9 protein-coding genes are annotated in these 13,691 nt (G+C 73.2%); 5 read left to right on the top strand and 4 right to left on the bottom strand.

Going from position 1 to position 13,691, the window contains the following annotated elements; all coding sequences use genetic code 11:
- The first annotated feature begins 100 nt into the window (after positions 1–100).
- Together ACFYOV_RS31475 and ACFYOV_RS31470 are read left to right on the top strand one after the other, a co-directional pair.
- Positions 101–2,170 carry a phosphocholine-specific phospholipase C gene (locus tag ACFYOV_RS31475; protein ID WP_389093609.1) on the top strand — a complete coding sequence of 690 codons (2,070 nt, stop codon included), beginning with the start codon at positions 101–103 and terminating at the stop codon, positions 2,168–2,170.
- 192 nt (positions 2,171–2,362) lie between these two features.
- Positions 2,363–2,506 carry a hypothetical protein gene (locus ACFYOV_RS31470; RefSeq protein ID WP_389093606.1) on the top strand — a complete coding sequence of 48 codons (144 nt, stop codon included), beginning with the start codon at positions 2,363–2,365 and terminating at the stop codon, positions 2,504–2,506.
- Between the two features lie 200 nt (positions 2,507–2,706).
- Here the strand turns inward: ACFYOV_RS31470 and ACFYOV_RS31465 are convergent, their stop codons facing one another.
- A complete protein-coding gene (locus ACFYOV_RS31465; RefSeq protein WP_389093603.1) occupies positions 2,707–3,774 on the bottom strand; it encodes a DUF2510 domain-containing protein in 1,068 nt (355 codons plus the stop codon).
- A gap of 388 nt (positions 3,775–4,162) precedes the next feature.
- Between ACFYOV_RS31465 and ACFYOV_RS31460 the strand changes: the two genes are divergently transcribed.
- On the top strand, positions 4,163–6,847 hold the full coding sequence (locus ACFYOV_RS31460) for an ATP-binding protein (protein WP_389093601.1): 2,685 nt from the start codon (positions 4,163–4,165) through the stop codon (positions 6,845–6,847).
- Between the two features lie 11 nt (positions 6,848–6,858).
- Here the strand turns inward: ACFYOV_RS31460 and ACFYOV_RS31455 are convergent, their stop codons facing one another.
- Positions 6,859–7,830 (bottom strand): DUF3048 domain-containing protein, encoded by a 972-nt coding sequence (locus ACFYOV_RS31455; RefSeq protein ID WP_389093599.1) that lies wholly within the window; start codon positions 7,828–7,830, stop codon positions 6,859–6,861.
- Between the two features lie 213 nt (positions 7,831–8,043).
- On the opposite strand from ACFYOV_RS31455, the gene ACFYOV_RS31450 reads away from it, so the two are divergent.
- Entirely contained in the window at positions 8,044–9,234 is a 1,191-nt protein-coding gene (locus ACFYOV_RS31450) for a zinc-dependent alcohol dehydrogenase (protein WP_389093596.1), read from the top strand.
- 38 nt (positions 9,235–9,272) lie between these two features.
- Here ACFYOV_RS31450 and ACFYOV_RS31445 read toward each other — a convergent pair whose 3' ends face one another.
- A complete protein-coding gene (locus ACFYOV_RS31445; protein WP_389093594.1) occupies positions 9,273–10,340 on the bottom strand; it encodes an ATP-dependent DNA ligase in 1,068 nt (355 codons plus the stop codon).
- Positions 10,341–10,414: 74 nt separating this feature from the next.
- On the opposite strand from ACFYOV_RS31445, the gene ligD reads away from it, so the two are divergent.
- Positions 10,415–11,437 carry a non-homologous end-joining DNA ligase gene (gene ligD / locus ACFYOV_RS31440; protein ID WP_389093591.1) on the top strand — a complete coding sequence of 341 codons (1,023 nt, stop codon included), beginning with the start codon at positions 10,415–10,417 and terminating at the stop codon, positions 11,435–11,437.
- Positions 11,438–11,530: 93 nt separating this feature from the next.
- Here the strand turns inward: ligD and ACFYOV_RS31435 are convergent, their stop codons facing one another.
- Complete coding sequence (locus ACFYOV_RS31435) at positions 11,531–13,681, bottom strand: OmpL47-type beta-barrel domain-containing protein (RefSeq protein ID WP_389093663.1); 2,151 nt, start codon at positions 13,679–13,681, stop codon at positions 11,531–11,533.
- Positions 13,682–13,691: the final 10 nt, after the last annotated feature.

Raw genomic sequence — 13,691 nt, 5'->3', positions numbered from 1 at the left:
CATCGCACCCTTCCCCCGTGTCCGGTCACCCTGGAACACTCCTTGAGCGCGCGCACCGTCCCCGGCCGGCAGCACCCTCACGGCGAGAGGTCCCTCACCCATGCCCCAAGCTCCGGACGTCAACCGGCGGCGTTTCCTCCAGATCGCGGGTGCCACCGCGGCGTTCAGCGCCCTGTCGGCCGGCATCGAGCGTGCCGCCGCGCTGCCCGCCCACACCCGCACGGGATCGATCGAGGACGTGGAGCACATCGTCGTCCTGATGCAGGAGAACCGTTCGTTCGACCACTACTTCGGCCGGCTCCGAGGGGTCCGCGGCTTCGGCGACCCGCACCCGGTGAGCCTGGGCAACGGCAGGTCGGTGTGGCACCAGGCGGACGGCACCAGGGAGGTGCTGCCCTTCCGCCCGGACGCCGACGACCTCGGCATGCGGTTCCTCGAGGGGTTGCCGCACGGCTGGTCCGACGGACAGGCCGCGTACCACGACGGCAGGTACGACCGGTGGCTGCCCGCCAAGGGCACCACGACCATGGCCTATCTGACCCGCGAGGACATCCCCTTCCACTACGCGCTTACCGACGCGTTCACCGTCTGCGACGCCTACCACTGCTCGTTCATCGGTTCCACCGACCCCAATCGCTACTACATGTGGTCGGGCCACACCGGCAACGACGGCAAGGGCGGTGGCCCCGTCCTCGGCAACGACGAGCTCGGTTACGACTGGACGACGTACCCCGAGCGACTGGAGCGGGCCGGGATCTCGTGGAAGGTCTACCAGGACATCGGCGACGGCCTGGACGCGGCCGGGCACTGGGGCTGGATCGAGGACCCCTACCGGGGGAACTACGGCGACAACTCCCTGCTCTACTTCAACCGTTACCGCGACGCCCGGCCCGGCGACCCGCTGTACGACAAGGCCCGCACCGGTACCGACGTCAAGAACGGCGACGGATATTTCGACGAGCTCCGGGCGGACGTGCGGGCCGGCCGGCTGCCGCAGATCTCCTGGATCACCGCGCCCGAGGCCTTCTCCGAGCACTCCAACTGGCCCTCGAACTACGGCGCCTGGTACATCGCGCAGGTCCTCGACGCGCTCACCTCGAACCCCGAGGTGTGGGCGAGGACCGCCCTGTTCATCACCTACGACGAGAACGACGGCTTCTTCGACCACGTCGTGCCGCCACTGCCGCCCCGGTCGCCCGAGCGGGGGCGGTCCACGGCCGACGTGTCCCTCGACGTGTTCGAAGGCAGCGGCACCCACGTCGCCGGGTACTACGGGCTCGGGCCCCGGGTGCCCATGCTGGTCGTCTCGCCCTGGAGCAAGGGCGGATACGTGTGCTCGGAGACCTTCGACCACACCTCGATCCTGCGGTTCATGGAGCGGCGCTTCGGCGTGCGGGAGCCACACATCTCACCGTGGCGCCGGGCCGTCTGCGGCGATCTGACCTCGGCGTTCGACTTCTCCCGCAAGGACAGCGGCCCGGTCGCGCTGCCGGACACCGACGCCTACGAGCCCCCGGACCGCGAACGCCACCCCGACTACCGGCCGACGCCCCCGGCCGACCCCCGCCTGCCCCGGCAGGAACGAGGTGCCCGCCCCGCCCGCCCGTTGAAGTACGCCCCGGCCGTGGACGGCGCGGTGGATCCCGCCGACGGGCGGTGCACGCTCACCTTCGCCTCCGGCGCGAAGGCCGGTGCCGCCTTCCTCGTCACCTCCGGCCACCGTTCCGACGGCCCCTGGACCTACACGACCGAAGCCGGCAGAACGATCTCCGACACGTGGACCCCTTCGGGCTCCGACGGCTCGTACGATCTGACCGTGCACGGCCCCAACGGGTTCCTGCGCGTCTTCAAGGGGACGAGCCGGACGGCCGCCTGCGAGGTCACCGCCCGTCACACCGGTGACGACATCCGGCTCACCTTCACGAACGCGGGCCCCGCCACGGCACGGCTGCGGCTCGCCGACGGCCACGGCCGGCGTACGGTGACCGTCCTCGTACGCCCCGGTGTCACCCTGCACCGCACCGTCGACCTGCGGGCGAGCCGACGCTGGTACGACCTGACGGTCACCTCCCCGGCCGACCCGGCCTTCCTGCGCCGCTTCGTCGGCCACGTCGAGAACGGCCGCCCCGGGGTGAGCGACCCGGCGATCGTCACCGACCAGGTGTACTGACCCGGAGCGTTGTTCACGCGGCCGATGGGTGGGTGGCCGCGGGCGGTGCGGCGGCGGTGGTACGCGCCCTCACCCGGAAGGGTCGGCGCCCGCTCCGGGTCCGGCGCCTGTGGCCGTTGCGGTACGCCTCTCCGTCCCGCCTGTCGCCGGCCGCCGTATCTGGGAAGAGCCCCGGCTGATCGGTGTGAGCGCGTGCCCGTACTGTTCGATACGCCGACGTACCGATACTTCGGCGTGCTGCGGGTCCTGCCGATCATCGAGGGCGAGGACGCCGACCCGGACTACCTGCTCCGGTTCGTGGAGGCGGCCGTGCTGCCGACACTCGGCCTCGCCTGAGACGCAGGCCGCCGTCCCCGGACGACCGGACGGCGGCCTGACCGCGCCGCACCGTGGGACGGGGGCGGCGCGCACCCCGGCCGGGTGGGGTCGGGTCCCCCGTCGAGCGGAGGGGAGCCCGCCCGGCCGCCGAACGCCGCCCCCCGGCCGCCCGGTCGCCGCACGCCGGGCCGGAGCCGCCCGGCCGTGGTGGCCCGCGGTCAGACGTCCTGGCCCGTGCCGCCGACCGTCGACACCTTGATGCCCTTGGTGATCTCGTCGAGGATGTCCTGCTTCTGGTCGGTGTCGACGCCGAAGCGGACCACGACCATCATCTGCGGGCGCGCGGGGGAGGGGAAGACGAGCGACTGCACGTAACCGTCGGCGCCCTTGCTGGTGACCGCCTTCCACCGCACGAGGTAGCCCTTCTGCCCGGCCACCGTCACCGCCTCGGACGCGAGGACCTCGTGCGAGGTGATCCTCCCGTACGACGTGCCGCCGTAGGACTGCTCGGCGTTCGCGGCGATGTCCGCCTTGGCGATCTCCTCGGCCGTGGAGCCACGCGTGCCGAGCTGCCGGGCCGGCGCCGAGTAGGCCCCGCCCTTGGTGCAGGTCTTGGAGGTGTCGCCGGGGCACTTGTACGCGTCCTCGGACGTCACCTGGGCGCCCACGCCCAGCTCCTGGCCGTACCAGCCGTCCGGGACGGGCAGGCTGATCCCGCTCGTGGCGTCGGTCACCGAACCGCTCTCGACCCGCGGCGGCTCGGCCCCCTCGGGACCCGTGCCGTCGCCGTCCGCCTCGCCGTCCGAACCGCCCGAGTCGCCGCCCGGCCCGTCCTGGCCGCCCGGCCCGCCGTCCCGGTCGCCCGGCCCCCGCGAGGTCGCGGAGCCCTCCTTGCGGCCGTCGTCGGTGAGCGCGTACACGCCGACACCGATGCCGGCCAGCACCGCGACGGCCGCAGCCACGGCTATGGCGATGCGCACCCCGCGGCCCCGCCCGGACGACGGGGGCACAGGGTACGCCGGATAACCCGGATGGGCCGGGTAACCCGGATGGGCCGGGTAACCCGGATAGGCCGGGTAACCCGGATAGGCCGGATGGGCCGAGTGCCCCGGACGGGTGGGCCCGACCGCGCTGCCGGCCGCCGGAGGACCCCAACCGGTGGCCGTCCCCGCCGCCGGGCGGACCTGCCCCGTCCAGGCCGTGCCGTCCCACCAGCGCTCGGTGGCCGGTCCGTCATTCGTCTGCCCGGGGTCGGGGTACCACCCGGGAGGAGTCGCCTGCGTCATGCCCCCACCGTATGAGGCGTCGGTGAAAGCCGGATGAGAGAGCCCCCCTCACCCACCCCACCGCCCGCCGCCACGCACCCCTCGGCCCGCCGCAGCGATCACCACCGCCCGCCCGGAGCCACCGGACGCCGTCCGCCGCGCCCCATCACGCGCCGGACGCGCCCGCACCGCACCGACCGACCCACGCCCCCCACCGGGCGATCCCCATCTCCCCGGCCCTTGACAGCCGTTGACCATCGGACCCCCAGGTCGGGCACGGTTCGCGTCGACCCGTTGCGCCCGTGTCATCCCTCACGGCAAGAGCTGCCCGGACCATGCTCCGCCGGGGCGGCCGGGCGGCTACGCTCGAGGTCTGTACGTCGTTCGGGCGACTTGGGGAGGTAGCGGGATGACGCAGGTACGGCCCCCGGCCGCCGCCTCGGCTTCCCTCTGGGAGCGCGACGCGGAAGTCGCCGCCATCGAGCAGGCGGTCGACACCCTGTGCGCGGACCGCTCCTCGCCCGGCAGCCTGCTGGTGCTCCGCGGCGAGGCGGGCCTCGGCAAGACCACGCTGCTGGCCGAGGCCCGGCGCATCGCCGAACAGCGCGGCTGCACCGTGTGGTCGGCCCGCGGCGGCGAGACCCTGCGCTCCGTCCCCTTCAACGTCGTGCGCCAACTCCTCCAGCCCGCCCTGGTGCCGATGCTGCCGGAGGAGGCGCGGGAGTACCTCGGTGACTGGTACGACATCGCGGGACCCGCCCTCGGCATAGCGGAACCCGGCGAACGGCAGGCCGACCCACAGGGCGTGTGCGAGGGCCTCATCGCCGCCGTGCGCCGACTGGCCCGCCGGGACTGGCCGCTGGTGCTGCTGCTGGACGACGCCCACTGGGCCGACCAGGAGACCCTGCACTGGCTCGCCGCCTTCGCCGAACGCCTCCAGGACGTGTCCGTCCTGCTGGTGGTCGCCCGCCGCCCCGGCGAGATCTCAGGGGTGAGCGCCCGACACCTGGACGCGGTCGCCGCCGCGGCCGACCGCCCCGTCGCCACCCTCAGCGCCCTCACCCCGGCCGCTACCGCCGGACTCACCCGCGCCACGCTGGGGGAGGGATCCGACGCCGCGTTCTGCCGCGAGGTGTGGGCCGTCACCGGCGGCAACCCCTACGAGACCGTCGAACTCCTCGCCAAGGTCCAGGACAGCGAACTCGAACCGGTCGAGGCGCACGCCGGTGAACTGCGCGCCCTGAACCGCTCCGCCCGCGGCGGCGGGCTCGTCGCCCGGCTGGAACAACTCGGCATAGACGCCACCCGGTTCGCCTGGGCCGCCGCCATCCTCGGCACCGACATCACGGTCGACCTGGTGGCCCAGCTCGCCACCCTGGACCCCGACTCCGCCGCCCGTTGCGCCGAACTCCTGCGCAGCGCCCGCATCCTGACGACACCCGACCCCGCCACCGGCCGCACCGGCCCCCAGGACCTGGAGTTCGTCCACCCACTGATCGCCACCGCCGTCTACAACTCCATACCCGACGCCCTGCGCCGCGCCATGCACGGCATCGCCGCCCGGATCGTCACCGACTCCGGACGCGGCGCGGCGGCCGCCGCCCGGCACCTCCTCGAGGTCCACCCGGACGACGACGAGGAGCTGGTCGAGCAGTTGCGGGAGGCCGCCCGGGAGCACCTCGCCGTCGGCGCCCCGGACGCCGCCCGCCGCTGCCTGGAGCGGGCCCTGGAGGAACCGCCGCGTCCCGAGGTCCACGCCCGCGTGCTCTACGAACTGGGCCGCGCCGCCTTCCTGACCGCGCCCGCCCGCACGATCGGACACCTGCGGACCGCGCTCGGCATGCCCGGCCTCCTCGGCGAGGAGCGGGTGGACGCGGTGGTCCGGCTGTCCCAGGCACTGCTTCACAACGACCAGATGGAGGAGGCCGTCCGCACCGTCGAGGCGGAGGCCGCCCGCCTCGAACCAGGGCCCGCCCGTATGCGGCTGCAGGCCGTGCAGTTCATGTGGGAGGGCCTGCACGCCGGCGAGACCACCTCGCCGGGCCGCTCGGAGCGACTCGCCGAGCTCGCCGCCACCTGCACCGGCCGCGACAACTCGGAACGGGCACTCCTCATCCTGCGCGGCTTCGACGCCATGATGCGCGGGGAGAACGCGGAGGAGATCGTCGAGCTGTGCGACCGCGCCCTCGTCAACGGCCGCCTCGCGCCGGGACTCGGCTGGACCGACGCCGAGTGGGGCGTCGAACTGCTGCTGATGCTGGCCAGTGTCTATGCCTACACCGACCGCCTCGACCGGGCCGACAGCCTCTACAACGAGGCCCTGCGCGCCTACGAGTCGGCCGGCTGGAGCGGTGGCCACCTCGTCCTGGCGCACGCCTACGTCGGACTCGGGCACCGCAGGCGCGGACGCCTGGAGGTGGCCGAGACCTCGCTGCGCGAGTCCCTGGCGCTCGCCGAACGCATCGGCCGTGGACTGCCCCTGTACTGGACCGCGACCTGCAACCTGGTGGACACCCTGCTCGCCCGCGGCCACGTCGACGAGGCGTGGGCGGTCGCCGAACGGCACGGCTTCGCACCGCCCTACCCGTCCACCATCGTGCTGCCCGACCCGCGCTCCGTGCGCGGCCGGCTGCTGCTCGCGGTCGGCCGCACCAAGGACGGCGTCAACGAACTGGAGGCCGCCGAGAAGGCGGCGGCCTCCCGTGGCCACCACAACCCCGTGCACCTCTTCTGGGCCGCCGACCTCGCCCGCGCCCTCGCCACCGAGGACCCGGCCCGCGCCGCCCGGCTCGCCGTCGACGTCCGCCGGCGCGCCGAACGCTTCGGTACCGACACCGCCATAGGAGAGGCCCTGCGCTGCGCCGCCGCCCTGGAGACCGGCCAGCGCGCGGTGCGGCTCGCCGCCCAGGCGGTCACGTACCTCGAATCCTCCCCCTGCCAGTACGAACACGCTGCCGCCCGCGTCGAGTACGGCATCCTCGCCCGTTCCGAGGCCGACGTCCGGCGCGGCCTGGACCTGGCCCGCTCCTGCGGCGCGGACGGACTGGTCCACCGGGCCCGGACGGAACTGGAGACGGGCGTGCGCCGGCGGTAGGGCCGGGCGGGTCAGGGCGCCGTCGCGTACACCACCCACACCTGGCCCGGCGCGAAGGACACGGGTGCGCCGCCGGCGGTCCTGAACGAGGTGCCCTCGGTCGCGTCCGGCCGGTTCCAGCGCGCGTCGTGGGCCCGTCCGCCGCGCAGCACCGTGGCCTTGCCCGAGCCGACCGTCTCGGTGTACGGCGTGGTGTTGCCGAGGAAGTCCCGGAAGTCGGAAGGACGTACGGTCACGTGCTGCACCACGACGGTCGCGGGTGACAGCTGCTCGCCCGCCGTGGTGACCGCGGGGGAGCCGTCCATCGCGACCAGCCAGCGGTCCCGGTCGGGCGACCAGGTGAACGTGAAGCGGGCCGCCGGGTAGCGCACCGTGTGCCGGATCTCCGCCCTGCCGCCCTCGGGCGCGGGGCCGTACCGGAAGCCGGTGGTCAGCGCGGAGCGGCCGGGCGGCCCGTCCATCAGCTGCCCGGGCCGCAGATACAGGTTGTGCGGGGCGGGCCGGTCGGTGCCCCGGACGTACCCGCGGGGCGACGACTCGGGCGTGACCGCCTCCAGCGGTGCCCGGTCGATGAACGGCAGCAGCCGGCCCTGCGCCCCGGAGAAGGCCAGCACCGGCCGGCGGAACTGGCGCAGCAGCTCCAGATCCGACTCACGGGCACTGCGCACCGGTCCGACGGACTCGGGCAACCGGGAGGCGTACACCGCCATCAGCCGGCTCAGCCCGCCCTCGACCTGCTCCACGTAGACCACGTCCGCGGCTTCGAGGCCGGTGTGCGGACGGGCCGTGCGGGCGTTGTCGACCTTCACCGCGAGCACGGAGGAGCCGTCCGCCGCGTCCCGCGACGGCCGGCTCGACGAGCCGCGCCCGTCGTCGGACGGTCCCCCCGACGTGCAGCCCGCCGCCAGGCACGCGGCCACCACGGCTGCCAGCAGGGCCGCGGCCCTGCCGCGCCGTGTGCGTGCCCCTGGTGCTGTGTCCACCGCCGCCTCACACCCGACATGGTTTGACTTGATTGTGCGCCTGCCTGATCGACAGTGGCCATACCCGACCGATCACGATCCGCGGCGGTGGTCCGGCCGGCCCGGGGCGGCACCCGGCCGGCTCCGTGGTGTGCGGTTCGCCACCCGGCGCCCGGGTACCCGGGCGCCACCGCAGGACCGACGGACCGCACACGACGGAGGGAGCGGGCGGCGATGAGGGCAGTGACCTGGCAGGGAAAGCGGGACGTGCGGGTGGAGAACGTGCCCGATCCCCGGATCGAGGAGCCGACCGACGCGATCATCCGCGTCACCTCCAGCGGCCTGTGCGGATCCGATCTGCATCTGTACGAGGTGCTCACCCCCTTCATGACCCCCGGCGACATCCTCGGCCACGAGCCGATGGGCATCGTCGAGGAGGTCGGGGCCGCGGTGCCGGACCTCCAGGTGGGCGACCGGGTCGTGGTGCCGTTCCAGATCGCCTGCGGCAACTGCTGGATGTGCCTGACCGGACTGCCCACGCAGTGCGAGACCACTCAGGTCAGCTCCGAGGGCATGGGCGCGGCCCTGTTCGGCTACACCCGGCTGTACGGCGCGGTGCCGGGCGCCCAGGCCGAGTACCTGCGCGTCCCGCAGGCCCAGTACGGTCCGATCAAGGTGCCGGAGGGCCCGCCCGACGACCGGTTCGTCTACCTCTCCGACGTGCTGCCCACCGCCTGGCAGGCGGTGGAGTACGCCGGAGTCCCGCAGGGCGGCAGCGTCGCCGTGCTCGGCCTCGGGCCGATCGGTGACATGGCCTGCCGGGTGGCCCAGGTGAAGGGTGCCGGGCGGGTCTTTGGTGTGGACCTGGTCCCGGAGCGGCTGCGCCGGGCGCGCGAGCGGGGCGTGGAAACCTTCGACCTGCGCTCCTTCGACGACGAGAAGGAACTCGTCACCGCGATCCGCGACCAGACCGACGGCCGCGGACCCGACGCGGTGATCGACGCCGTGGGCACCGAGGCGCACGGCAGCGCGGTCGCCCGCATGGTGCAGAACGCCTCGGCGATGCTGCCACGCAAGCTGAGCGGGCCGATGGCCGAGCGCTTCAGCGTCGACCGGCTCGCCGCCCTCTACACGGCGATCGAGCTGGTGCGGCGCGGCGGGACCATCTCCCTGTCCGGCGTCTACGGCGGGATGGCCGACCCGCTGCCCATGCTCACCCTCTTCGACAAGCAGATCCAGATGCGCATGGGCCAGGCCAACGTGCGCCGCTGGAGCGACGAGATCATCCCGTACCTGACCGACGAGGACCCGCTCGGCGTCGAGGACTTCGCCACCCACCGCGTCCCGCTCGACGAGGCCCCGCAGGCGTACGAGATGTTCCAGCAGAAGCGGGACGGCGCGGTGAAGGTCCTGATGAAGCCGTGACCCGGACCGCCTGATGAAGCCGTGACCCGGACCGGGGCCTAACCGCCGCCCAGGATCTCCGCCAGGTCGTACCGGACCGGCTCCTCCAGTTGCGCGTAGGTGCAGCTCTCCGGGGTCCGGTCCGGGCGCCAGCGGCGGAAGCGGGCGGTGTGCCGGAAGCGCTGGCCGTTCTCCATGTGGTCGTAGGCCACCTCGGCCACCCGCTCCGGCCGCAGCGGCACCCACGACAAATCCTTGCGGCCCGACCAGCGGCTCGGCGCACCCGGCAGCCGGGCGGTCTCGTGCGCCGCCTCGTCCCCCCACGCCGCCCACGGATGGCCCGACACGTGGTCCATGCGCAGCGGCTCCAGCTCCTCGACCAGTTCGGCGCGCCGCTTCATGGGGAAGGCCGCCGACACACCCACGTGCTGGAGGGCGCCCCCTTCGTCGTACAGCCCGAGCAGCAGCGAGCCCACCACGGGGCCGCTCTTGTGCAGGCGGTACCCGGCGACGACCACGTCCGCCGTGCGCTCGTGCTTGATCTTGAACATGGCGCGCTCGTCCTGGAGGTAGCGCAGGGTGAGCGGCTTGGCGATCACTCCGTCCAGGCCCGCCCCCTCGTACTGCTCGAACCACCCCTCGGCCACGTCGATGTCCGTGGTCGCCGGCGCGACGTGGACCGGCGGGGAGACGTCCTCCAGCGCCCTGGTCAGCAACGCCCGCCGGTCGGTCAGCGGTACGTCGAGCAGCGACTCGTCCCCCAGCGCCAGCAGGTCGAAGGCGACGAACGACGCGGGCGTCCGTTCGGCCAGCGTCCGCACCCGCGAGTCCGCCGGGTGGATGCGCTCGGTGAGCGCGTCGAAGTCCAGCCGCCCCTCCCGGGCGATGACGATCTCCCCGTCCATCACGCAGCGCTGCGGCAACCGCTCCCGCAGCGCCGTCACCAGCTCGGGGAAGTACCTGGTCAGCGGCTTGCCGGTACGGCTGCCCAGCTCCACCTCGGCCTCGTCGCGGAACACGATCGCCCGGAACCCGTCCCACTTGGCCTCGTACTGCATGCCGGGCGGGATCTTCGCCACCGACTTGGCGAGCATCGGCTTCACGGGCGGCATCACCGGCAGATCCATGCTCCGATTCTGCGCGCAGATGCCCCGTAGTGCCCGGTATGCGAGGCATGTGCGTTGCGCCTACCGTGGCTCGCATGGGTGACGCGGTGGAACTTCAGGCGGGCGGCCGGACCGTACGGCTGTCCAGCCCGGACAAGGTCTTCTTCCCGGAGCGCGGCTTCACCAAGCTGGACCTCGCCCGCTACTACGTGGCCGTCGGCCCCGGCATCCTGCGCGCCCTGCGCAACCGGCCCACCACCCTGGAGCGCTACCCCGAAGGGGTGGCCGGCGAGTCCTTCTTCCAGAAGCGCGCGCCGAAGAACATGCCCGACTGGATCCCCACCGCGCACATCACCTTCCCCAGCGGACGCAGCGCCGACGAGATGTGCCCCACCGAGGAGGCCGCCGTGGTGTGGGCCGCCCAGTACGGCACGCTGGTCTTCCACCCCTGGCCGGTGCGCCGCGACGACGTCGACCACCCCGACGAACTGCGCATCGACCTCGACCCGCAGCCCGGCACCGACTACGACGACGCCGCCCGCGCCGCACACGAACTGCGCGCCGTGCTCGACGCGTACGGGCTGCGCGGCTGGCCCAAGACCTCCGGCGGACGGGGTCTGCACGTGTTCGTCCCCATCGAGCCGCGCTGGACCTTCACCCAGGTCCGCCGCGCCGCCATCGCGGTGGGCCGCGAGATGGAGCGCCGGATGCCGGAGCAGGTCACCATCAAGTGGTGGAAGGAGGAACGGGGCAGCCGCATCTTCCTGGACTACAACCAGACCGCCCGCGACCGCACCATCGCCTCGGCCTACTCCGTACGGCCCCGCCCGCACGCCCCCGTGTCGGCGCCGCTGCGCTGGGAGGAGGTGGGAGTCGCCCATCCGCAGGACTTCGATCTCGCGACCATGCCCGTGCGCTTCGCCGAACTGGGCGATGTGCACGCGGACATGGACGAGCACGCGTTCTCCCTCGAGCCGCTGCTGGAGCTGGCCCGCCGCGACGAGCACGACCACGGCCTGGGCGATCTGCCGTACCCGCCCGAGTATCCGAAGATGCCGGGAGAGCCCAGACGGGTACAGCCGAGCCGGGCCAGGAAGCCCAGGCCGACGGCCACCTGACCGCCGCCCCTCAGGACGGTCCGCGACCGGCGACCGCCGCCCCTCGGACCGGTCCGCGACCGGCGACCGCCGCCCCTCGGACCGACCGCCGGGTCAGGGCAGTTCCCTGATCCTGACGTTCCGGTACGACACCACGTCCGTGGTGCCGTGCACCTGGAGCCCGATGTGGCCGGAGGCGAACCGCCGCCCGTCGGTGCCCGGGTCGTCCGGGCGCGGCGGGTGGAAGTCCTGGCCGCCGGTGTTGTCGAACTCGTTGATCAGCACGCCGTTGCGGTGGACCGAGTAGTGCTGGTCCACGACGCGGATCTCGTAGTCGTTCCAGGTGCCCTTCTGCGTCACGCCCGCGCCGGCCAGCCCCACGCGGTCGAAGCCGTAGACCGAACCGGTCTTGTACAGGTCGCCGTCCGGCCGGTCGAGCACCTGCACCTCGTGCCCGTACTTGATGGCGACCCACTCCGGTCGCGACTCCTCGGGCTGGTCGTGGACGTGCGGGAACCGCACGAAGACACCCGAGTTGGCGTTGCCGGTGCCCGGGGCGTCGTCGCGCCACTGGAGCCGGAGCGAGAAGTTCCCGTACTTGCGCACGGGGAACCACAGCATGCCGAGCCTCGGCCTGGAGGTGCCCGAGGTGATCGACCCGTCGGGGTTGAGCGCGAACGAGCCGCCGCCCACCTGCTCCCACCGGGCGAACGACTCGGGGCTGCCGTCGAGGATCGTCCGGTAGCCCTCCGTCCGTCCCGGACCGCCGATGCCGGACTCGCGGGCCGCGGCGCCGACGGCGCGGTGCTCCCGCCGGTCGACGACGCCGTCCTTCAGCAGCACGTCCAGCACGCTCTTCACGTGCTTGAGGAACAGCGCCCGGGACGTCCACTCCTTCTCGTCCTCGACGAGTTCGCCGATCCGGCAGCGGTTGCCGGTGACCCGGTTGGGCACACCCGAGTCGACCGTGCCGACGAACACCGTCGCCCGCTCGTCGTACTCCGGGCAGTCGGGCGCGGGCACCCCGCCGTCGGCCACGACCGTGAAGGTCACCGTCAGCGGCTGGGAGGTGTTCCCCGCCCTGTCGCTCGCCCGGTACGCCACGGTGTGCCGGCCGGCCCGGTCGACGACCACCGGTGCCGTGTACGCCAGGTAGGGACCGCCGTCGAGCGAGTACTCGATGCCGGCGACACCGGAACCGCCGTGGTCCGTGGCGCCGACGGTCACCGTGGCCCTCCCCACGTACGCCCCGTCCGAGTTCCTGACGCCCCCCACGGTCACGCCGGTCACCGGCGGCGTCGTGTCCCGCGGGGGAGCGGCGACGACCGCGAACTCCACGCGCTTCTCGGCCGCCGCGTTGCCCGCTCGGTCCGTGGCGCGGTAGCGCACCGTGTGGTAACCGGTCTGATGGACCATCACCGGGGCCGTGTAGGCCCGCCATGCACCCGAGCCGATCGCGTACTCGATCGTGTTGACGCCGGATCCGGTGTCGGACGCCGTGACGGTGACCGTCGCCATGCCGATGTAGGCGCCCTCGGCGTCGCGCTCGCCGTCCACCGTCGCCGATGTCTCCGGCGGGGTGGTGTCGTCCGAGGGCGGGGCGACGACCGTGAACTCCAGGCGTTTCTCGGCCGAGACGTTGCCCGCCCGGTCCAGGGCGCGGTAGCGCACCGTGTGCGTGCCGACCCGGTCGAACACGAGCGGCGCGGTGTACGGCTGCCAGGCGCCGTCGGCGCCGATCGCGTACTCGATCCGCTCGACGCCCGAGCCCGTGTCGCTCGCCCGGAGGGTGACGCCCGCCGAACCGACGTACGCGCCCTCGGCGTTCCGCGTGCCGGTCACCTCCGCCGTTGCCTCGGGCGCCGTGGTGTCCTCGCCGCCGCCCTCGGTGACGACCAGAATGCCCTGCATCCGGCCGTGCCCGGGAATTGTGCAGTGGTAGAAGTAGCGGCCCGGGGTGAGCGTGACCTCGGCGGTGTGCCGGCCGCCCTGGGCGTCGTTCGGATTGGCCAGGATGTTCAGCTGGACGTCGCTGTTGAACTCGGGGTCCGACGTGACGAACGTCAGCGTGTGCGGCATGCCGGTGGTGTTGCCGGTGGCCGCGCTGTTCTCGAAGACGATCGTCGCCGGACCGGCCACCGCTGTCGCGGGCGCCGAGAGGTACGTGTCGATGTCGTTCCCGGCCGTCCAGGTGAGCACCTGTCCGGCCGCCGGGGCGGTGCCGTCCCGCTCGCCGGCCGCGAACGTCGTGTGTGGGCCGAGCATGATGAGCAGG

Origin of the sequence: Streptomyces sp. NPDC005931 (genome assembly GCF_042871235.1) — a bacterium.
GTDB lineage: Bacteria > Actinomycetota > Actinomycetes > Streptomycetales > Streptomycetaceae > Streptomyces.
The sequence above is the reverse complement of the archived record's forward strand: the minus strand, read 5'-3'. Positions and strand labels throughout refer to the sequence as shown.